The organism is Candidatus Hikarchaeum yamanae (assembly GCF_009889665.1).
Taxonomy (GTDB): domain Archaea; phylum Halobacteriota; class Halobacteria; order Halobacteriales; family Hikarchaeaceae; genus Hikarchaeum; species Hikarchaeum yamanae.
This window is the reverse complement of the sequence record NZ_WTZR01000011.1, coordinates 30,358-49,726: the sequence shown is the minus strand read 5'-3', so window position 1 is coordinate 49,726 and position 19,369 is coordinate 30,358. Positions and strand designations below refer to the sequence as shown.

General features: G+C 41.8%; 23 protein-coding genes and 3 tRNA genes. 15 read left to right on the top strand and 11 right to left on the bottom strand.

All coding sequences use genetic code 11. The annotated features are described in order from the left end of the window. On the bottom strand, window positions 1-422 hold a 422-nt coding region (locus tag ACM9H2_RS05230), incomplete at its 3' end, for a zinc-ribbon domain-containing protein (RefSeq protein ID WP_415488929.1). A 134-nt stretch (window positions 423-556) separates the two neighbouring features. Continuing rightward, window positions 557-629, bottom strand: a tRNA-Arg gene (locus tag ACM9H2_RS05225). A 109-nt stretch (window positions 630-738) separates the two neighbouring features. On the opposite strand from ACM9H2_RS05225, the gene ACM9H2_RS05220 reads away from it, so the two are divergent. The 3 genes from ACM9H2_RS05220 to ACM9H2_RS05210 are packed head-to-tail and all read left to right on the top strand — an operon-like array spanning window position 739 to window position 3,757. Then, on the top strand, window positions 739-1,848 hold the full coding sequence (locus ACM9H2_RS05220) for an OB-fold nucleic acid binding domain-containing protein (protein WP_415488927.1): 1,110 nt from the start codon (window positions 739-741) through the stop codon (window positions 1,846-1,848). After that, on the top strand, window positions 1,845-3,281 hold the full coding sequence (locus ACM9H2_RS05215) for an amidase (protein ID WP_415488925.1): 1,437 nt from the start codon (window positions 1,845-1,847) through the stop codon (window positions 3,279-3,281). The genes ACM9H2_RS05220 and ACM9H2_RS05215 overlap by 4 nt, the downstream gene beginning before the upstream one ends. Before the next feature lie 41 nt (window positions 3,282-3,322). Continuing rightward, window positions 3,323-3,757, top strand: a complete 435-nt coding sequence (locus ACM9H2_RS05210) for a histone family protein (protein ID WP_415488923.1) — start codon at window positions 3,323-3,325, stop codon at window positions 3,755-3,757. A gap of 405 nt (window positions 3,758-4,162) precedes the next feature. Here the strand turns inward: ACM9H2_RS05210 and cca are convergent, their stop codons facing one another. Then, the gene (cca, locus tag ACM9H2_RS05205; RefSeq protein ID WP_415488921.1) at window positions 4,163-5,512 is read right to left on the bottom strand and encodes a CCA tRNA nucleotidyltransferase; all 1,350 of its coding nucleotides are present in this window, start codon (window positions 5,510-5,512) and stop codon (window positions 4,163-4,165) included. A gap of 110 nt (window positions 5,513-5,622) precedes the next feature. Here cca and ACM9H2_RS05200 point away from each other — a divergent pair. After that, window positions 5,623-5,695: transfer RNA gene (locus ACM9H2_RS05200), tRNA-Asn, on the top strand. A gap of 6 nt (window positions 5,696-5,701) precedes the next feature. Continuing rightward, window positions 5,702-6,901: a mechanosensitive ion channel family protein gene (locus ACM9H2_RS05195; RefSeq protein ID WP_415488919.1), complete on the top strand. Its 1,200-nt coding sequence runs from the start codon at window positions 5,702-5,704 to the stop codon at window positions 6,899-6,901. A gap of 13 nt (window positions 6,902-6,914) precedes the next feature. Here the strand turns inward: ACM9H2_RS05195 and ACM9H2_RS05190 are convergent, their stop codons facing one another. Genes ACM9H2_RS05190 through ACM9H2_RS05165 form a run of 6 tightly spaced genes read right to left on the bottom strand, consistent with a single transcriptional unit; the run spans window position 6,915 to window position 10,705 of the window. After that, window positions 6,915-8,273, bottom strand: a complete 1,359-nt coding sequence (locus ACM9H2_RS05190) for a UbiD family decarboxylase (RefSeq protein WP_415488917.1) — start codon at window positions 8,271-8,273, stop codon at window positions 6,915-6,917. A 35-nt stretch (window positions 8,274-8,308) separates the two neighbouring features. After that, on the bottom strand, window positions 8,309-9,223 hold the full coding sequence (gene artA, locus ACM9H2_RS05185) for an archaeosortase A (protein WP_415488915.1): 915 nt from the start codon (window positions 9,221-9,223) through the stop codon (window positions 8,309-8,311). A gap of 3 nt (window positions 9,224-9,226) precedes the next feature. Further along, window positions 9,227-9,412, bottom strand: a complete 186-nt coding sequence (locus ACM9H2_RS05180) for an RNA-protein complex protein Nop10 (RefSeq protein WP_415488913.1) — start codon at window positions 9,410-9,412, stop codon at window positions 9,227-9,229. 34 nt (window positions 9,413-9,446) lie between these two features. Continuing rightward, window positions 9,447-10,250, bottom strand: coding sequence for a translation initiation factor IF-2 subunit alpha (locus ACM9H2_RS05175; RefSeq protein WP_415488911.1), 804 nt, complete (start codon window positions 10,248-10,250; stop codon window positions 9,447-9,449). Next, window positions 10,247-10,420, bottom strand: coding sequence for a 30S ribosomal protein S27e (locus ACM9H2_RS05170; RefSeq protein WP_415488909.1), 174 nt, complete (start codon window positions 10,418-10,420; stop codon window positions 10,247-10,249). Before ACM9H2_RS05170 ends, ACM9H2_RS05175 begins: the two co-directional genes overlap by 4 nt. A gap of 6 nt (window positions 10,421-10,426) precedes the next feature. After that, window positions 10,427-10,705, bottom strand: coding sequence for a 50S ribosomal protein L44e (locus ACM9H2_RS05165; RefSeq protein WP_415488907.1), 279 nt, complete (start codon window positions 10,703-10,705; stop codon window positions 10,427-10,429). A 149-nt stretch (window positions 10,706-10,854) separates the two neighbouring features. Between ACM9H2_RS05165 and ACM9H2_RS05160 the strand changes: the two genes are divergently transcribed. From ACM9H2_RS05160 to ACM9H2_RS05150, 3 genes are all read left to right on the top strand, one after another. Continuing rightward, complete coding sequence (locus ACM9H2_RS05160) at window positions 10,855-11,100, top strand: HAH_0734 family protein (protein WP_415488905.1); 246 nt, start codon at window positions 10,855-10,857, stop codon at window positions 11,098-11,100. Next, the gene (locus ACM9H2_RS05155) at window positions 11,081-11,203 is read left to right on the top strand and encodes an HVO_2523 family zinc finger protein (RefSeq protein ID WP_415488903.1); all 123 of its coding nucleotides are present in this window, start codon (window positions 11,081-11,083) and stop codon (window positions 11,201-11,203) included. The genes ACM9H2_RS05160 and ACM9H2_RS05155 overlap by 20 nt, the downstream gene beginning before the upstream one ends. Window positions 11,204-11,267: 64 nt before the next feature. After that, window positions 11,268-11,618 (top strand): DUF5830 family protein, encoded by a 351-nt coding sequence (locus tag ACM9H2_RS05150; RefSeq protein WP_415488901.1) that lies wholly within the window; start codon window positions 11,268-11,270, stop codon window positions 11,616-11,618. Window positions 11,619-11,623: 5 nt separating this feature from the next. Here ACM9H2_RS05150 and ACM9H2_RS05145 read toward each other — a convergent pair. Further along, window positions 11,624-11,738, bottom strand: a tRNA-Met gene (locus ACM9H2_RS05145). A 117-nt stretch (window positions 11,739-11,855) separates the two neighbouring features. On the opposite strand from ACM9H2_RS05145, the gene ACM9H2_RS05140 reads away from it, so the two are divergent. The 7 genes from ACM9H2_RS05140 to ACM9H2_RS05110 all read left to right on the top strand — a co-directional run bounded on the left by ACM9H2_RS05140 (window position 11,856) and on the right by ACM9H2_RS05110 (window position 18,693). Continuing rightward, window positions 11,856-12,749: a hypothetical protein gene (locus ACM9H2_RS05140; RefSeq protein ID WP_415488899.1), complete on the top strand. Its 894-nt coding sequence runs from the start codon at window positions 11,856-11,858 to the stop codon at window positions 12,747-12,749. 158 nt (window positions 12,750-12,907) lie between these two features. Next, window positions 12,908-13,492 carry a 50S ribosomal protein L15e gene (locus ACM9H2_RS05135; protein ID WP_415488897.1) on the top strand — a complete coding sequence of 195 codons (585 nt, stop codon included), beginning with the start codon at window positions 12,908-12,910 and terminating at the stop codon, window positions 13,490-13,492. Between the two features lie 59 nt (window positions 13,493-13,551). Further along, window positions 13,552-13,881, top strand: coding sequence for a ferredoxin family protein (locus tag ACM9H2_RS05130; protein WP_415488895.1), 330 nt, complete (start codon window positions 13,552-13,554; stop codon window positions 13,879-13,881). A gap of 132 nt (window positions 13,882-14,013) precedes the next feature. After that, entirely contained in the window at window positions 14,014-14,865 is an 852-nt protein-coding gene (locus ACM9H2_RS05125) for an electron transfer flavoprotein subunit beta/FixA family protein (protein ID WP_415488931.1), read from the top strand. Between the two features lies 1 nt (window position 14,866). Beyond that, window positions 14,867-16,663, top strand: a complete 1,797-nt coding sequence (locus ACM9H2_RS05120; RefSeq protein WP_415488893.1) for an electron transfer flavoprotein subunit alpha/FixB family protein — start codon at window positions 14,867-14,869, stop codon at window positions 16,661-16,663. Then, complete coding sequence (locus tag ACM9H2_RS05115) at window positions 16,656-18,317, top strand: flavoprotein (RefSeq protein ID WP_415488891.1); 1,662 nt, start codon at window positions 16,656-16,658, stop codon at window positions 18,315-18,317. The genes ACM9H2_RS05120 and ACM9H2_RS05115 overlap by 8 nt, the downstream gene beginning before the upstream one ends. Next, on the top strand, window positions 18,295-18,693 hold the full coding sequence (locus ACM9H2_RS05110; RefSeq protein WP_415488889.1) for a hypothetical protein: 399 nt from the start codon (window positions 18,295-18,297) through the stop codon (window positions 18,691-18,693). Before ACM9H2_RS05115 ends, ACM9H2_RS05110 begins: the two co-directional genes overlap by 23 nt. On the opposite strand, the gene nthB is transcribed toward ACM9H2_RS05110, so the two are convergent. After that, window positions 18,694-19,362 carry a nitrile hydratase subunit beta gene (gene nthB / locus ACM9H2_RS05105; RefSeq protein ID WP_415488887.1) on the bottom strand — a complete coding sequence of 223 codons (669 nt, stop codon included), beginning with the start codon at window positions 19,360-19,362 and terminating at the stop codon, window positions 18,694-18,696. Between the last annotated feature and the right edge of the window lie 7 nt (window positions 19,363-19,369).

Here is a 19,369-nt window from a genome sequence, read left to right as displayed (position 1 = left end):
GCATTTTCTGGCCAGTCGGGATGCTCAGGATACCATTCGTCGGGTAGATGTCCATATTCCTCAACGTTGTCTAGACAGAATTTTTTTAAATGATTGTCTCGAGGATCTTCTTCATCATTGTTTGGTTCGGGGTCTATGGCAGGTATGTGAAGTCCTTCTTTCCTTCGTTTTGCAGTATTCCAAATAAGTTTGGGAGGGTTTGAACAGTAAGGACACCCACTGCCTGCTCTACCACGAATTTCATACGGTGTTGCTTCATATGAGTGCTTGATGTCGCAGATCCAAAATCTATCTTTTCCAGATCCGGGAGTGACATCTAATGGAGTTACATTCCCATTCATCTCATTGTCCCAATATTTGACTTTATGTGGAACCTTATGTGCGAAATTGTTCGTGTCACTTAGCCCATAGGTTCGTGGCATATTAGTTGGTAATTGGATTGGCGAATAATTAAAAGAAACCCCAAAAAATGAAATATATCGGATATTATATAATTCTGTAGAAATTAACGTACATTCGAACCTTTTTTCTACGTAACGTTCAAGAACTAAGCTTACGTCCAATCGGGGATTCGAACCCCGGTCACAGGCTCCGCAAGCCCGTAGGATAGTCCACTACCCTAATTGGACAGAGTAGAGACTACAATATTTTTTGTAAAGAGAGTTTTGTTTCTAGATTTGGCAGAAATGAGGCGATAAACCTTTCACCAGTGTGCGAGTAGTGAGGAGTAATTTAGAAATGGACGACGTGGACAACAAGGAATCAAATGGGCCTGAAGAGGTAGAAGATGTGGTTGAAAGTACAGTGCAGGAAAAGGTAAATCAAATGGGGGGTTTGATCGATAAAGATGTTGCAGAAATGTTGATTGAGTATGAGCAGAATGGAAAGGTTCAATGTGCAATTAGCGATGTAAAGGCAGGTTCAGATGAAGAGGTTAGATTTATCGCAAAGGTCATGTCGATAGGCCAGATTCATGAGTTCGACAAAGAGGGAGAAGAAGAAAAAGGGTATGTACTAAACGTTGAATTAGCGGATGAAACGGGGAGGATACGGGCGGCATTTTGGAATGAATATGCGAAAGCGATAGAAGAAGAATTAGAGATAGGACAAGTATTACGAATACAAGGATTTTCGCGTGAACGTGAAGGTGAAATCGAAGTCAGTGTGAATCGAAGTATAATAGATGAAGATACAAACATTCGAGTGGATGTCATGGATGAGTGTAAAATTGGAGATCTGATATCGGGTGCATCTAATGTGCAAGTAGTTGGAAGGATACTATCGGTTGAATCAGAACGGACGTTTTCTAGGTCAGATGGTTCCGAAGGGAAAGTGGCTAGTATAACGATAAGTGACGAGACGGGGAGGATCAGGCTTGTGTTATGGGACAAACAAACGCAAATAATAGAATCGATTACAGAGGGGAAGTCGATAGAAGTGACGAAAGGGTACATACGGAAACGAGAATCTCAACTAGAACTACATGTTGGCAAGGGGGGATCGGTTAATATAGTAGAAGGAGAGGTTGAATTTTCTGTAAAATCGAACAAAATAAATACGCTAGAAATCGGAGATACCGCAGATATTCAAGGTGTCATCGTAGTAGCAGATCCAACAAGAGTATTTGATCGAAAGGATGGGACAAAGGGCCAAGTTAGGAATATCAGAATTCAAGATGGAACCGGGGAAATACGAATGGCGTTATGGGATGAAAAGGCGGATATTGAGATAGGGCCAGGGGACAAAATATTGTGTACAGATATTCTGGTGAAAGAAGGTTGGCAAGAAGATTTGGAAGCATCTACTAATTGGAAAACTTCAATAAGTATTTTAGAGAGGTCAGAGTGAAAGTGTGTGAATCTGCGGTGCAGATTGCAAAAAATGTAGCAGAGAGAAAAACCTCACCGGCAGAGGTCATTGGATCTACCTTGGATCGAATTCAAAAAATTAATCCAAAAATAAATGCGTTTATTACAATATTAGAAGAAGAATCAAGGGAGTCGGCACAGGTATTAGAAAATCGAATAGAACGGGGGGAAATTATAGGCCCATGTGCGGGCGTCCCAGTCGCAGTGAAAGATTTGTTTGCATTTAAAAAGGGGATAGTACATACATTTGGTTCGGTTCCATTTTCCAACTATATTCCTGATCGGGACGCGCCACTAGTTGAGCGATTAGAGGGAGCAGGTTCTATTGTTGTGGGGAAGACCAATACTCCAGAGTTTGGACACAAGGGGATCACGCATAATGAAATAATTGGGAGGACGGCAAATCCGTTCGATATAGAAGTTACGCCGGGTGGGTCTTCGGGGGGAAGTGCTGCTGCGGTGGCGTCGGGCATGGTCCCTTGGGCACAAGGATCGGACCATGCGGGGTCTATTAGAGGTCCAGCTTGTATGTGTAATTTATATGGTCATTTTCCGTCTGTGGGGAGAGTGCCCCATGCGATGCGCCCGGATGCATTTAAATATCATCTCCCATTTGCAGCGAGTGGGCCATTGACGCGGACGGTAGAAGATGCAGCAATGATGTTAGATGTGATAGCAGGTCCACACCCCGAAGATCCCGATAGCCTCCCGATATTTGAAGGAGAATATGTATCAGCTGTTGGAAAGGGAGTAGAGGGTATGAAAATAGGATATGATCGCACGTTTTTGGATAAACCAATTGAAGAAGAGGTCGTGCAAAAAATTGAAGATGCGTTGGGAGGATTAGAAGAAGCAGGTGCAGAAATTGTATATACAGAAATAGAATTTTCAGAATGGGAGAAATTACACGAAGTGTTGATGATCGGATTAGAGATAGTCTATGCAGAAACTGCGCACAATCTAAAAATTTCAACGGGTATTGATCTTATGGAGCATCAAAGTGTTGTATCCCCGATTATTATTGACCGCATCCAATCGGGGGGGAGGAAAGGGGTATTGGAATATCGTTTGGCAAACAACCTACGGACAGAATTCTATGTGAGTTTATCGAGATTGCTGGAGTCAGTGGATGTATTGGCGACTCCAACCATGGCAGTTCCACCACATCCAGATGCAGAAATTCCCACAGAAATTGGAGGCGTTTCGGTTTCGGTGAAGCATGGGACTTCGCTTACATGGCCATTTAATTTAACAGGAAATCCAGTGGCTTCGGTTCCAAGTGGATTGACGAAAAGTGGGTTGCCAACGGGGATGCAGGTGGTTGGTCCAAGGTTTAGGGATGATATTGTATTAGCAGTTGCAGGGGCATTGGAAGAGACTAGACCATGGGTACAGAACTATCCGAAGTGGTAGGGACAGGAAGGGTTAAGTCCATACATATTGCCGTGTGAAGTATGAGTATGGAATTGCCGTTTGCTCCAGTAGATACGATTATTCGTAGAAATTCAGGTGTACTCCGGGTGAGTTCTGAGGCAACTGAAGAATTGGCCCGTTTGATTCAAATAGAAGGTGCAAATCTCGCAATTGGGGCTGCTAGAATTGCAAGAGAAAATGGGAGAAAAACCATCCAGGAAGGAGATTTCAATATTAGAGAAAGAAGTTCTGAAAGAGAACTAGTATTGCCTATTGCCCCTGTTGATCGCATTGCACGATCGGAAATAGATGATCGATATAGAATTGGCAATGATGCAAGATTGATTCTTGCAGAATATTTAGAGGATTATGCAGACCAAATAGCAAAAAAGAGCGCGATTCTGTCACGTCATGCGGGAAGGAAGACCATCCAAAAAGAAGACATAGAGACTTGTGTAAAAATTTTGGAAGGATAATAGCTAATTATTCATAATAATGTAAGTTGGATGCATGCTCCATAGTGGAAAATATACGCTCGAGTAGAGAAGGTTTATGGCACATACAAGGCGTTTCTTCGGTGCAAAGACAGGGGTCGCACGTGCAGGGATCACATTGGCAATGGGGATTGTCACAGGGCATTTGTAGTATGAACGCACTCGGTAGTTTATATATTTTATGATATATGATATCAAATAGCATAGAGTTTATATCCTCCCCCATCCATACAGTATCTATGAAGACTTAGCATATCCCTGTCTCAGTCGAGGCAGGATCCAGTAGCGTGGCCCAGTAACAGTGATAAAACAGCTTTCGGTGGAGCTGTTGCGGTCATCTACAGATGGCCATTGGACTATTTTATACAGATAATGAAGAGGTTGCAGTCACAATGTTGGGTTGAAATAGTTGTGTAAATGAATGCCAAATTCGGGTGTTAAAGTTAAAAGTTCAGATTCGGCTAGAACATCGTAGTGATTTTTGAGGGAATCCCCTATGTCAGGACCAATTCGTGCGGTGAAAATTGCCTCACTTTTTAGGAAGGCCACGGCATTATCAAATTCTCGGAACCGCTCGACTACATAATGGTCGTTGTCGATGAAGGGGCCGTACACATCTGTTTTGGTGTATTTATCTAAAAATGCAGATGCGTGTGGTTGAGAACTAAGTGGAGGTCCATCGTGGTGTTCTATAGAAGGTATTTCAATCGACGATAGTTCGAAGAAGAAGATGGAATTGGATTCCGAGAATGTGTCGCATCGGACTATATTGAAATCGTGTCGAGTCAACAGATCTGCTATTCCCGATAGAGATTTCTGCAATTGGGGGTGCAATTCATCTTCGACTATATCAGGGGTGTGGAAAATGATAGCAATAGGAGAAGTGCCCCTATTGGCTATATGGTCCTGTAACTCCTCATTTGTAATTAGTTCCATAGAGTGTGGATAGAATAGTTCTATTCTTGGACGGGATAAAAGCTCGCGGGAATAATGTTGGATTAGAGATAGATTAGGGGAGGAGAGAGCAGCAGCAACGTTTCTAGATGGGTCTATAGGATCTATGAAGGTGAGCGGAGAGTCAAAAAAATGTTCACTTGTGCCATTTGGGTCTAATCGTATAGGAACAATCCATTTGGACATCTCTTCGATGGTATTTGTAAAGCTCCCAAATAAGATTATGAGAAGCTCAGACAGATAGCCAGATGCTCCTTGAGTCTTGAGATCGGATCCATAGACCCCGCACCCTTTGAAGAATTGTTTAAGGAGTCTAATCTCGGTAGAAAGTTCCTCAGTTAGTTGGTCTGATAGATATACCCCGTGAAGAGGAGTCCGATCTACCGCAGATATGAGATCGATGGCGGATGTGGCGGCATAGCAAGGGACGATATCTATTTTAAAACCGTTAAATGTGCCTTTTACATAGGGATGATCTGCATATTCTTCATGTCCATCGGGTAGAATTTTGTGCCCAATTTCAAGGCCATATTTCTCTAAATCTTGTTTAGAAGTGGATCGGGGGAATTGAATAAAAATATCAATATCAACATCTCCGCGCAACCAAGTATCGCGAGAAGTACTTCCTAGATGGAGCATATGTGTTTTGAAAGGGAGGTTGGATGTTGCTTGTCGAGATAGTATTTGTAGTTCTTGGATGGCTTCTTCGAGCTTTTTTCTTTCTGAAGAAGTTGGTACTACTTGTTCTCTAACGCTGGCTAGTATGTTATCGAACTGTACCATAGTCTGTTATCGGTACTCCGACACTAAATGAAAGAGTATCGGTCTGATAATGGGGCGTTTATTGAAAACGAAACGAATATGTAAATTGCGTTGGTAAAGTCACATGCAGAGCCTTCATAACTCAGTTGGTAGAGTGCCTCGCTGTTAACGAGGATGTCCCAGGTTCGAGCCCTGGTGGAGGCGCTAGGCATGGTAGTTGAATATATGAACCCGTATTTGCCCTCGGATCCAGTCTTGTATTCGGCAACCGTTTTAGGGATTTTGGCAGTCATGGGATTTGTTGGATGGGCGGCTACTCGAAGGGTCGTTTCTGTGTGGCCAGAAAACCTGGTTGGAAAAACTGATACCGTATTAGACGATTACTTAGTTACCAAAGAAGTGTTGGAACCTTTATCGTACTTAGTTCCTGCAATAATATTTTATAATTTTGCATATACCATTCCTCAATTTGCAGTTGCTATTGAGAGAATTTCAATATGTGTGATTATACTGTGTGGTGTTTTGATATTCCAAGGCATTATCAATAGTTTGGGGGAATACTATCAGACTACAAAGTATGCAGATGGACTTAATATAAAAAGTTATTTGCAAGTTGTCAAGCTCATTGTATGGGGTCTTGGAATTGTGGCCGTTGTATCAATTCTAGTGAATAAAAATCCCGTCCTGTTGCTTAGTGGAATTGGTGCGATGACTGCAGTTCTATTATTGATTTTTAGAGATACAATTCTTGCATTAGTTGCTAGCATACAAATAAATTCCAGCAGTCTTTTCAAACAGGGGGATTGGATTGAAGTTCCCCAATTTGGTGCAAATGGTATCGTAGTAGATATTGCGTTACAAGGAGTGAAAATCGAGAATTGGGATAAAACTATTTCAGTAATTCCCACTCACAAGCTTATTGAATCCACATTCAAGAATTGGAAGAACATGGAAAAAAGCGGAGGAAGGAGAATCAAGCGCTCTATCTGGATCGATATGAATAGTATTTCGCTCTGCGATGGGGAAATGTTGCAGAAATTTAAGAAATTTGACCTTATCAAAGGATATATTGAGGGCAAGCAGGTGGAAATTGAGGAGTATAACCAAATGAATGGGTTTGATTCTTCAGAGATCATTAATGGCCGGAGTTTGACCAATATTGGTACGTTTAGAGCATATGTTGAAGCATATTTGAAGGAGAACGGCAATATCAGTGAAGATATGATGTGTATGGTTCGGCAATTGGAACCAAGTGAGAAGGGACTTCCAATTCAGATATATGTATTTTCTAATGATACAGATTGGGTCCGTTATGAGGAAATCCAAGCAGATATTTTTGACCACCTTCTCGCAGTAGTACCCGAGTTCGGATTAAGAATATTCCAAAGGAATACGGATTTGGGAAAGTAAGGCGGGGTTGAGATTACCACTCCACTTCGTCAGATCCAGGGACCGTTACTCGGGAGAAAGTAAATTTGTCACCATCAAGTGGGACTGTCGCATCTATTCCCATCTTTTCTGATTGACGAGGAGGGCCAGAAGGATCGAGTGGGGCTCCGGTCATAGTTGGGAAAGTTATAACATCTCGGTGTGGTTGTACACGGGTGTTTAGAGCCCAGTTTATCTGACGTTCATCATATAGATCAATATCTGTGTCAACGACGACGCAATATTTTGCTTGACAGCGGCCACCCAAAACAGCAGCGATGACATTTTTGGGATCGCCTTCAAGGCGTTTATCTATAGAGACAAATGCTTCATACATACCATTTCCTCCAGAATAGGGGTCGCATTTGACCAACGCTTGTTTCACAGAGGGTACTGCTCTTTCTGCGTCTTGTCTAACAGTTGCACTCCGAGGGAGCCAATTCATGAGGTTGTTTTCTGTAGGAGGAAAACCGGTTAAGATGGTATGATACATCGCGTCTGAACGTTGCATGATACCCGTTATTTCTACAACAGGACACATTTGTTTTGGACCGTATGTTCCAGGGAATTCACCAAATGGTGCTTCCTCTACCAAATTATCAGGATGAATTAGTCCTTCGATGACCATCTCAGCATGTGCAGGGACGTCAACGTCTATGGTTTTGCATTTGACTACCTCAATTGGAGATCCTTGTAATCCCCCTGCAATCGATAATTTATCGACAAAATGGGGAGCGTTGGCGATACTTCCCATGGTTACGGCGGGCGGGGGTCCAATGACAACTGCCACTTCTGTGGATTCTCCTTTATCTTGGTTTACACGATACGCATATCCGATACGCCTTTCGGGGGGAGCCCATATTGTGAGTTCTTGTTTAGATTGACGGTACATTCTATGAATACCAGAACCACGAACACCAGAATGTGGTAAATTGGAAATTAAAGATGCTCCGGTGATATAATCTCCAAAGTCCATTTCAGAGTGATGGACGATCGGTATATTGTATAGATCAACATCATCCCCCGTCTTAACAACTTCATTTACAGGGGCTTTTTTCACTGTTTTAGTTTCGATTTGGTTGTTAATAGCGTCAATATATTTTTGGACTCCTTGTTCGTGGGTTTCGACACCTACGGACTCGAGGATGCGAGCTTTAGTGCCGTAAAAACCACCCATAACATTCATATCATATCCGGCCACGTTGGTAAACCGGAATGCAGGGCCCTCTACTTCACAGGATTTTTTGATGTAAGCTGCCATATCAAATTTTGTTGAGACTTCTTTATCTATGACGACAAGATCTCCACGTTTTTCTAGATTTGCAGCCCACTCTCTCAAACTTTGTTCAACCATCAGTGAAAAAGATTAGGCCTCATTTTCCAATAACGTTAGCGATTGGGAGATATGGGTTCGAATGCGTAGTGGAGGTCATATTTCTTCCGAGTGAGAAGGTAAAGAAGTTCTTCCAGTAAATCTATAATTTCAGGGACGATTCTTATAGAAATCAAGAGTAATGCCCCTACAACTAGAACAGTTAGACTCTGGCTGATGACTCGGTCTGCGATGAAAAAAGAAACGAGTCGGGGGTCATCATATCCCGTAATAAGTAGAACAGAGGGTACAAACCACTGGAACCATTGTTCCCCAAAGGAGATGGCAATGAATACATTTCGAAGGATATTAAGTACATATATAAGAGAAGTTGTCACAATGCATGCAATGGCTTTTCGAGAGAGGGAGATGGAGAGAGAAGTTATCAGTCCTAAAAAAATGGTTATAGTTCCAATTCCGGTACAAGCCAAAACGATATGCGTTAAATAATCGTGCCCAACTCGTGAGAATAATAATCCACTTTTATGTCCGATAACAGGGCCATCGGTGAGGATTACATCGAACCCGGTTCCAAGAATAGTAAGGTATACATGTTGGGTAACTATGTTAATTAAAAAGATACCAAGGGGTTCTATAGTTTCAAAAGGCAAGTAGACAATCCCCATTACTGCAATCGCGTTTGAGAGTGAGAGGCGAAGGGACTGTTCAGTGAGTAATAGATAGCCAGCATGGAAGCAAATGGGAATGGCAAGGAGACTAAGAACAGTCTCGATGGGTGAGCGCATTACAATAGCAAATCTCGGGGTTAATAGAAGCCAAAATATGCCGAATAAAAACCATGCGATTATTCTTATTTTACGGGAGATATGTTCACTTTTGTTTGCAAAAACCCAGGCTAATGCAAATGATAAAGTGAATGTCCAAGCAAGAATATTCGTGACCCATATTGGAGAGACTATAGATTCAAACATATGTCACTGGTTAGATTTTCTTCGTAGGATTCTTCTTCGATATTCACCATAATGGTCTTCAAGTCCAAAGGGTGCAGGTGAACTATTAATAGCTGGAGAATTGCAAATTGGACATTGGTCAGAGAGAGTATATAAGGGGGAATCGTGGTTTGATTTCCAAGAAGAGCACACTCGTATTTTGGACTTCATAGGAGGTTGATATGGCGCATTGGGCCACGAAGTACTAAGAATCTTCGTCTATATTCCGGTCGCGGTGGAATTTTCCAGTGCCTCCACTTTTAACTATAGATGCTATGATGTGATTTGCATACTCATCTAGGAGAGATTCTGCGAGTTTGTAATCGGGGGCAACAATTTTGATAAGATATTCGGGAGAACCAACATAAATGAGATCAAGTTCAACGTCAGGGGGGAGGACTATATCTTCTTCCGCAGACCTGAGTGCATCTCGGATGGAATCAATTCCATCAGGGGTGGAACACTCGAGATCAACATACCCGGAAATACTCACATTGGATAAAGAAACGTTTTCGGCTGCGATAGAGATGATTGAATCAATTTCTTTTTCTGTCAAATCTAATTCATCGAAGGCCGATTTCCCATCTAATACGGCATGTTCGAAGGCGGCATATAGTGTTCCGTATTTGTCTAGAAACCCTGGCACAATTCTATTGAATTGATCATTGGATAGATCAGATCCAAGTGCTAGTTCTAGCCATTTGTCGGCTTTTTGTTCGTTTTTCCACTCCTGTATTTTCTCAGAGCGTTGGTGGTCATTAACATCTTTTAATGATAGATCAATTTGATGATTAGATTCATTTACTGTGAGAACTTTGCAAACGACTAGATGGCCTTTTTTAACATGATCTCTTATGTTTTTTACCCAGCCTGATGCCACTTCGCTTATATGGATGAGTCCACGTTTTTCTTCATACTCTTGAAGATCGCAGAAAACACCAAAATCCTCTATGTCTCCGACTTGACAAACGGCAAGCTCCCCTACTTCTGGCCACCCACTATATTTCATTGATCGCTAAGAGTCTCAAGTATTTCTGCATGGATAATAGAAACCCCTCCAGTTGATTGGGTAAGGGCCTCTCCACAGCCAGAACAATGTACCACTATTGAAGAGCGGTTGAAAAGTATTTGTTCATTGTCACAGTTCGAGCATTTAACACGGTGGAATTTTCCAGACATAAATGACTACTCCTGTAATTCGAGCCTTCCGGCCCTCCATCCTTTGCGTTGGTGTGCTTTTCCACACGTGGTACATCGATAAATTAAGTTGGTTCGTTTAGTGGGTTTGTCGCCTCCCGGGACTTTTGAAAATTTACCAGAGTTTCCGATTCCAGAGTTTCTTTTTCGTTGACGGTCGATCCAATGCATCCCGCGTTCCCGCCCTCGACGGGCTTTTTCTACTTCATGCTCATGATGAGCATTGCAATATGGGCAATGTGTATTTAATCGACGTGGCATTTGCATGATTGTTGAGTTTCTTGTAGAACCGCCTCCTTAAAACGCGTTTGATCTATGCGTGAGAAATATTCAATACATTTGAAGTCTATTATATAGAGTCATTTGGATTACTCACTTCGAAGCCATTAATAATCTCCGCAGTGAAGCAGTGGTAGATGAAGCGGTTATTGATCAATGGGGATGCTCATTTACAGAAAGGGACTAAAATCGAGTATGGAGATGAAGAACTCATCTGCTTTTCTGTTACTAGGAATGGAGATTACCATGGTCCCAGAAGGGTTCAGCTTGCATGTATAGTGGGAGTTACTGAGGAATATAGCACATTCATAGAGGAAGAATATATAGCACACTTTCTCGAAACGGAATCTATCGATTCCGAGGATGTTAAAATTGTCATCTAATCGTGTGTGTCCTGTTTGCAGTTCCGGTTTATTTTCTCGACATTGCAAATATGTGTGTCCAAATCACGGTGTGATATATGATTGTAGTGATCCATTTGTGTGAGTATCAAACAAAGAGGACTGTTATCAATAAATATTTTAAATAGGGAGGGGCCTAATAGGGGTCGATGGAACATCAAGCTCTCGAGGATGGGATAGTATTTCTAACCCAAGGAAAGAGAGAAATGACATTATCAGAAGCAATTGGTCGGATTGAGATAGTTACAAAAGATCCTCAATTAACACGGAAAATATTGGAAGAGGCAGAGAGGAGAGGGGCGATAGAAAGGGATGGTGTTGGTGTTAAATCGTCAGGAAGTGTTTCGGGAGATTATAGAAGTAAGGTGAAGATAAGAGTAGGGGAATTTACATGTTGCCGGTGTGGATCTAGCCTCTCGACAGGATATTTCATCATACTTAATGACAGAGAATGGGGACCATTTGGATCTACTTGTGTGAAAAAAATAATGGGATTTTAAAATTATGCCCCGAGCCGGAGTCGAACCAGCGACCTCCACATGTCCCAGACCACGAGAATGAAAAATTACATTCTCTTTGTCCCTATGAGTGTGGCGCTATAACCTCTAAGCCATCGGGGCACATCTTGTAAGTGGTTGCTAAGTACAAATAATGGCTTCGAATAGGTCGGAAGGCAATCCTGGGCGTTTGCTTCAAAGGTGGATAAGAGTTATGTGCAAAGATGCCGATCTCTTAGCATGGACATCCCTAGTTTGCTATTGGATTCAATTGGAGAAGAGGAAAAAATTGTTTCCCGAGTTCTGGTAGCTAGTGGAACACATATGATCACCACGACCGAACGTGTATTTATACATCGCGAGGAGGGGATAATTAACAGTGAAATATTTGAAGAATATGGCCTCAATGTAGATCAGATTTCTATTTTTTCAGATAAGAGAAAGGCGAGAGTTGTACTCAATTATGGGTTGGAAGGGATGCGGGAGTTCTCATTGTATGCGAAGTATTATGACAGAGTTGTGGATCCATTAGTTCGGGGGGTGCTTAAAGCAACAGGGGTGGTAGAACCTGGAGAATTAATCAGACACGTATATCGATATGGTCAGCTAACAGTTGTTCTCACAGATAAACAATTCTTGAAGCATATTGGAGTGGCCCTATGGAGTAGAGATTATGAGAATTTTAATTATGAAGACGTAAGTCGGGTTGATATTGAGAAAGGAGGGGTTTCGGCAGAGATCCTTATTGAATATAAAGGAAGGATGCAAAGGATCAAAACAGATAAAGAGCGAGCTAGACTTATTTGTGTTCAAGCTCGGAATGGACTTGCATTATATAAAGGTTACAAAGACTATCAAGAATATGAGAAAATGATCCCGTCTATTTTGGGAGATGGAACGATAGATAAGATAGTTCCATCTGTTTTTGCAGACTCAGTAGATGCAATACCAAAAATTACAGATGGGAATCAAATGATCATAGCAGAGGAAGAGTTAGAAACAGAAGGGCCTACCCATATAAAAACAATGACCATTCAGACAAAACTTCTACAACTAGAAGCGTCAATAGCAACACATCGAGAAGACACTGAAAAGAAAATTAGAGAAATAAAAGATCTATTGGAAGACCTATGAGACGATTGACGTCTGTTTCGAAGTGCTTAAAAGGATCGAAAGCTGCATGAGGAGTACAGATTCGCCGGAATGCGGAACCGGTGGGGCGCCTGTATAACTCAGGTTGATGCGGGATGTGGCTTTACGGCTGAACCGTTAAGAATCCGCGAGGTTAGCAAATGGCAAGAAGCTTTTACACATACATTAGAGAAACGTGGAAAGATCCCAAAGAAGGCAAATTGAAAGAACTTCAATGGGAACGATTACAGGAATGGAGAAAACAAGGGGCAATAGTTCGATTGGACAGGCCGACTCGTCTTGACAGAGCGAGATCTTTGGGTTACAAGGCGAAACAAGGTATTTTGGTGGTGAGGGTTAGTGTTCGAAAGTCCTCAGCCCGCATACAAAGGCACAAAGCAGGTCGCCGTACGAAAAGACAGGGAGTGAACCGATTGACACGGGCAAAAAGCAGACAAAGGATTGCGGAAGAACGTGCGACTAGAAAATATCCCAATTTGCGTGTTTTGAATTCATACATGGTAGGAGTAGATGGGTCTAGAAAGTGGTTTGAAGTTATTCTTGTAGATCCAAATCATGCGGCGATTCAAAATGATAAAGATCTAAATTGGATCTGCTCTAACGGGCATAAAGGAAGGGCACATAGGGGTTTAACTAGTGCTGGAAAACGAGGGAGGGGATTGCATAAAAAAGGTAAAGGGTCAGAGCACACTAGACCGAGCAGAAATGCAAATAGAAAGAAATAAAGTCCTAGATTTAAATACGGGTAATTTATTTGTTCGGGGAATCTCACTGGGTTCAGAAGATGCCAATTGATCCTAATTTTGACCAGAATAGAGAAGTATCAGGGGAAGCGAATGGGGTTAAGATTTGGGGCCCGGTTAATGAGCCAGATCAACTAGGGATCCATGGGACTCATGTTGCTGTAGATTTCGACATATGCCTAGCAGATGGGGCCTGTTTGGAAGATTGTCCTGTTGATGTTTTTGAATGGGTAGATACACCAGGACATCCGGAAAGTGAAATCAAAGCGAGTCCAATGAATGAAGCGCAATGTATTGATTGTATGTTGTGTGTAGATGTATGTCCGGTGGATGCTATTGACGTGGATCCGGGGAGAGCTGGAAGGATATAAACATAAACCAAATACATCTAATTTTTCTGAATTAATATCGCAGAAAGTGAATACCTTTGTGACAGGGTGAATTAGTTACATTTACACACTAGGGAAGCAGATACAAGAATGATGGATAACAACAGTTCTGACATCGATATTGTTGTGTTAACGAAGGGTGTGCCGGACTTTCGAGAAGGAAAAGTTTCGTTTGATGAGCATGGGCACTTGGAAAGGGGCAAAACTCCAACAGTGATGAATCCCAATGATCGCTTTGCCATGAAAGCTGCACTACAGACAAAAGTCCGTAGTGGTGGGAAAATTACGGTGATGAGCATGGGGCCTCCAGGATACAAAGAAATATTGCAAGAGGCCATGAACATCTATGCTGATGAGTTATACTTATTATCAGATAGAGAAATGGCAGCAGCAGATACATGGGCTACTGCAATAACCATTTGTTCGGCGGTGGAAAAGCTCGATCCTACTCCAGATATTGTTTTTGCAGGTTTTAAAACTGCAGATGGAGAGACAGGACATACAGGTCCCCAAACTAGTTGGGCACTTGAGTGGCCAATAATCACGCACGTAGTTAGTTTGGATGTAGATGTAAATGAAAGGAAAATAAGGGCAATGCGGCTGGTTCAAGGAGACATTAAGGAGATAGAAACGGTAGAAGTTGATTTGCCTTGTTTTGTAATACCAGATCCAGAATTTGAAGCAGAGTATCCAAGAGCATCTCACAGACTAAGATTGCAAAATTTGACTGAAGAAACGCAAATTAGATCCGATTCTTATGAAGAAACTTTGACTATGTGGGACCACAAGGAGTTGAATTTGGATCCGGATTTCATTGGGTTGGATGGGTCACCTACGATTGTGGGGCGGGTGGATCCAATCCCAAAGGCTCCCTCGGATAGGGAAGCAATAATCATAGATATAGAAAGCAAGAGTGGGTTAGAAGAGATGTTAGGAATAATGGCACCATTTGTAGGGGGAAGATGACGTGACGATTGATCCAAAAGAATTGACTATCGGAGATTTGGCGAAAGAGATTTCAAAGATAGAAGATAGTGAGGAATTAAACAATATACTGGTGGCAGAAAAAGAAGGAAAGGGCCGAAAAGGAGCCATCAATGCAATTACAGAACGGATCGAAAATGTAAGTGGAGGGACAGGAGGAGATGGGGTATTCAATCCAAATTCCCACGATATTCGAGAGATAGGGGCTGCAATTAGAGAGATAGAAGACGTGACCAGTTTGAAGGCCATTTTGGATCTTGAAAAATCTGGGGAAAATAGAGCAAGTGCAATAGTATTGATTGAGAGTCGAATAAAAAAATTCTCGGAGAAGGTGGAAGAGGGTGAAATCGATGTCAAATCAATGACAATTGCAGGGATAGCAAATGCAATAAGAGGAATTGAAAGTGCAGATGAATTGAGAGGGTTGCTTGCCCAAGAAGAAGGAGGGGAGAACAGAGTTGCAGTTAAAAAACAAATACAAAATAAGATAGAATCAATAGAAGGGGTCGAAATACTCGAACCAATAGAATATATCGCTCCTGAAGAAAAGTATCCGTATCTAAATCACCCTACTGCAGATAAAAAACATGTTCGGGCGTTAAAAGAGGGGAAATACGAGGATATGTGGGTATACTGCGAAACACAGCGCGGAGAACTCATAGATGTGTCCAGAGAGATGCTAGGAAAAGCGCGGGAATTGATGGACAAATATAATCAAGATTACAAGGTAAAAGAACGAGTTGTAGCTGTTTTAATTGGGAAGGATATTGCACGGTTGGCGGATGAGTGTATTGGGTATGGAGCAGATATTGTCATATATACAGAACATAGTTCTTTGTCACGTTTTATTCATACAGCTTATACAAAAGTTTTCTGCGACATGTCCCGTTCTCGGCCAAAGTGGAAAAAATATGACGAGCCTAGATATGTTATTTTCCCCGCGACAAATAACGGGAGAGACCTTTCGGCTCAAGTGCAGGCAGAACTAGATTCTGGTCTAGCTTCTGACTGTTCAGATCTATACATAGAAAATATAGTGATCACGAATCCTGTTAAAACGGGTATGCCCGGGGCAAAGAAAAACTTTGAACGAGTACTCCACATGAAGAGACCCGATTTTTCTGGTTTTGAGTATTCAACGATTCTTTGTTTAGATAACCCACACAGAGAATTTCATCCACAAGGCGCATCTGTTATTCCGAGGAGCTTCCCTGTAAAAGAGTTAGAATCCAATAGAAAGGGGGAGGTATTTTCTCACGAGATGGAAATTGAAGATGGATGGGTAGACGTGACCATCGTGGGCAATGAAGAAGTTGAGACTGGAGTGGATTTGGCAGAATATGAAGTTATTGTATGCTTGGGGAGAGGAATTGGGAAAGACCCAACTGGTGGAATTGATCTGGGATTGGAACTTGTAAACATGTTCGATAACGCAGCTTTGGGAATAACAAGAGGAATCGTGACATCTTCCTACAAATTTGAGGGGAGAGTGGAACAGTATGCAAAAGAAGAGAGGCAAATAGGAGAAACTGGCCAATGGATAAAACCAAAATTGTATATTGGACTGGGAGTATCAGGGGCGATTCAACATAAGACAGGTATGGTAGAATCGGAGATTATAGTTGCAATAAATGAAGATGAAACTGCAGATATTCGGGATTTTGCAGATTATTTCATACAAGGAGACCTGTTTGATATAATTCCCAAAATGGTAGAAGAACTAAGTGTGGGGAAAGGGAACCTATCAAAATTTATAAAAGGAGAAAAAAATAATGCGTGAATACGAGCACTATGAAGCGATAGTGGTGGGGGCAGGGCCAGGTGGTGCTGCTGCTGCTGCAGTACTGGCAGAGAATGATATTGAAACGATCGTGTTGGAAAGAGGAATAGAACCGGGATCAAAAAATGTATCTGGCGGTCTTATATACGCGGAAGAATCTTCCCCATATACTATTGATAATCTCTTTCCAGAATTTAGAAACGAAGCTACAGAGAGGCCAATAACAGAATACAAACTTCACAATATATCTGGAGAAAAAGTGGCTTCATTTGATCTAAAAGGGCTTCATGAATATGATACAAAATGGTGTGACTCAGTTCTTAGAAGAAAAATGGATTCTTGGCTTTCAAAAGAAGTACAAAATAGGACTCAAGAAACAGGAGGTGGCCTGATAAGTGGGATACACGTGAACGGGTTGCTAAGGGATGAAAACGGGAAAATCGAGGGAGTGACTTGTGACGAAATAGATCCAATCACAGCAGATGTGGTGATTGCGGCAGATGGGGTAACGTCTGGATTGGCTCGTGCATCGGGGTTAATGGACTGGGAGCGCCCAGAAGAATGGTTCCAAGGTGTAAAAGTGGTCGTTGATCTAAAAGACGTAGATGGCATATTTGATTTAGAACCAGAAACGGGAATTGCTCATTTATTTTCCGGAGATCTTTTTGAGGGTGTTCGAGGAGGAGGGTTCTTGTATACGAATCGGGAATCATTGTCGATTGGAACAGTATTCCACCTAGATAGTATTATGGAGGAAGAAGCAGAGAGTCATGAATTATTAAACAAATTATTAACCCACCCATTATTGGGCCAATGGCTAGACAAAGATTATTGTGAATTGGAATATTCAGCAAAACTAGTACCAGATTCGAAAAAGGCCGCAAACCCAAATCCACATTTAGATCGTCTTTTGCTCGTGGGGGATGCTGCAGGTCAAATGCAAGCCCAAGGGCCGATAATAAAAGGTATGAACCATGCAGTTACAGCAGGTGCGCTTGCAGCTGAAGCCTTTGTGGAGATGAACGGAAAGGGAGATAGTGGGAAAGCTGGTGAGAGATATGAATTAAAACTTCGTCAGACTGGGCTTATGAGTAAACTCCGTCCTCCAATGTATAGCGTTGTCAAGGTAGTGGCAGAGAACAAAGTTGCCACCGCAATAGTAGATGGTGTGTTGACCTCTCCTGTTGGTCGAGTGGCGATAAGGGCAATGGGGAAAAGAATAGGAAAATTATACAACGTACCCATCTTATCGATGGCAATACCAGATACTTCTACACCATACGTTACCCTCCCAACAATAATTGGTCAAGAAGTGGGAGAAATAATTAAAAGTAAAAACTTGGTAGATCCTCCAGAGTTAGCAGATCGTATTAGTAAACTATCATATGACACAGATATAGGAAAGCCACACATCGAACTTATAGATAACTCGTACACTGTAAGTGGTGGTGCTGTGACTGCATGTCCAGTGAGTGCTGTTGGATTTGGAGGGGGTTGTTATCGCGTAGAAGAAATAGAAGTAGATGGGACGGTTGAACTTCGGGTTAGCTTAGATACGCAGCCGTGTATTGAGTGTGGTACGTGTGCAGTAGTAGCCGAAACGGAGTGGAGCAACCCAAGAGGAAACAAAGGTGTCGAGTTCAAATACGGATAAAAGATTGGATGATTTTTCAGATAGAATAGAGATTCTTGAAGGAGAACTACGAAGGGAAATTGAAAGAAATTGCGGTAGCAGATTGGTAGAATGGGATTCTGCTTTAGATTGCCTCATGATAGGGTTTGGGCCAGCTATTGCTATGTATATAGAGGCCCGAATAAAAGGAAAATTAATTCCCATAACTCCAGAACAATTCGAAAGAATTGAATCAATTATGAATGGTTGGTTGGAAATATATGCAAAATACTATGGAGAAGATATTGAAGCGAATTTTAGTATAAGAGAAGCATCGTTATTATTTCTTGAAACGCATGACATTCAGGATGTTGCAGAAATGCTAACGAAAATTCCAAAAAAAAAAATTAACCAGTAACTAAGATGGAGTGGGTGAGAGGTAACTTTCCCACAAATCTAGAGTAATAGAATCATTCTCGGGATAAGAATCACCCCAGAGTTCTTGTGCTGAAAATCGGACTTTATACACAGGTTCGGCGAGATACTCCCCGCGCACTATGGCATCTGGCAGGGGGAATGTTCCAAAAATTTGTTCGATCGTTCCAGTACTTTTTTGAGCATATGCGGGGGCCCTACAATGGCCAAATTCATTATTAGATTTTACTACAACTTCATCCCCTATATGAAAATTATTTTTCGTGGGTTCGACTTCTTTGAGCTTGTCTTTTTTGAATGATTCCAATACTTTAGTGGTCAAATCAGGATCAGGGTTGGATTCGTTTTGTTGTGCACCCGATGGGAGAGACTCTCGGCGAGAATCGATATCTTCTCTCGTTAAGATTCCTTTCTCAATTAACAACATTTCAATGCTATCGAGCCATTTTTCAAAATAGCTGAGTTGAAGGTATCGCAGTGGTGGAATTCTCTCTGATGCATGACGTTTTTCGTCTACTTTGTAAATACCATGTACTTGAATTATTTTGTTAATTACAAAGACTTCCTGTTCCCATCTTTCGTGGAATTGGGCAGAATCCATTTTGATTGGGCCGAATCCATGTATTCCCCCTAAATCGTGTATGGCTTTCATGTAGAGA

Excerpts from the sequence above, each read along its gene's own strand:
- ACM9H2_RS05220 (WP_415488927.1), top strand. The coding sequence starts at position 739 with ATGGACGACGTGGACAACAAGGAATCAAATGGGCCTGAAGAGGTAGAA.
- ACM9H2_RS05210 (WP_415488923.1), top strand. The coding sequence starts at position 3,323 with ATGAGTATGGAATTGCCGTTTGCTCCAGTAGATACGATTATTCGTAGA.
- cca (WP_415488921.1), bottom strand. The coding sequence starts at position 5,512 with ATGGTACAGTTCGATAACATACTAGCCAGCGTTAGAGAACAAGTAGTA.
- ACM9H2_RS05195 (WP_415488919.1), top strand. The coding sequence starts at position 5,702 with ATGGTAGTTGAATATATGAACCCGTATTTGCCCTCGGATCCAGTCTTG.
- ACM9H2_RS05190 (WP_415488917.1), bottom strand. The coding sequence starts at position 8,273 with ATGGTTGAACAAAGTTTGAGAGAGTGGGCTGCAAATCTAGAAAAACGT.
- artA (WP_415488915.1), bottom strand. The coding sequence starts at position 9,223 with ATGTTTGAATCTATAGTCTCTCCAATATGGGTCACGAATATTCTTGCT.
- ACM9H2_RS05180 (WP_415488913.1), bottom strand. The coding sequence starts at position 9,412 with ATGAAGTCCAAAATACGAGTGTGCTCTTCTTGGAAATCAAACCACGAT.
- ACM9H2_RS05175 (WP_415488911.1), bottom strand. The coding sequence starts at position 10,250 with ATGAAATATAGTGGGTGGCCAGAAGTAGGGGAGCTTGCCGTTTGTCAA.
- ACM9H2_RS05170 (WP_415488909.1), bottom strand. The coding sequence starts at position 10,420 with ATGTCTGGAAAATTCCACCGTGTTAAATGCTCGAACTGTGACAATGAA.
- ACM9H2_RS05165 (WP_415488907.1), bottom strand. The coding sequence starts at position 10,705 with ATGCAAATGCCACGTCGATTAAATACACATTGCCCATATTGCAATGCT.
- ACM9H2_RS05160 (WP_415488905.1), top strand. The coding sequence starts at position 10,855 with ATGAAGCGGTTATTGATCAATGGGGATGCTCATTTACAGAAAGGGACT.
- ACM9H2_RS05155 (WP_415488903.1), top strand. The coding sequence starts at position 11,081 with ATGTTAAAATTGTCATCTAATCGTGTGTGTCCTGTTTGCAGTTCCGGT.
- ACM9H2_RS05150 (WP_415488901.1), top strand. The coding sequence starts at position 11,268 with ATGGAACATCAAGCTCTCGAGGATGGGATAGTATTTCTAACCCAAGGA.
- ACM9H2_RS05140 (WP_415488899.1), top strand. The coding sequence starts at position 11,856 with ATGGACATCCCTAGTTTGCTATTGGATTCAATTGGAGAAGAGGAAAAA.
- ACM9H2_RS05135 (WP_415488897.1), top strand. The coding sequence starts at position 12,908 with ATGGCAAGAAGCTTTTACACATACATTAGAGAAACGTGGAAAGATCCC.
- ACM9H2_RS05130 (WP_415488895.1), top strand. The coding sequence starts at position 13,552 with ATGCCAATTGATCCTAATTTTGACCAGAATAGAGAAGTATCAGGGGAA.
- ACM9H2_RS05115 (WP_415488891.1), top strand. The coding sequence starts at position 16,656 with ATGCGTGAATACGAGCACTATGAAGCGATAGTGGTGGGGGCAGGGCCA.
- nthB (WP_415488887.1), bottom strand. The coding sequence starts at position 19,362 with ATGAAAGCCATACACGATTTAGGGGGAATACATGGATTCGGCCCAATC.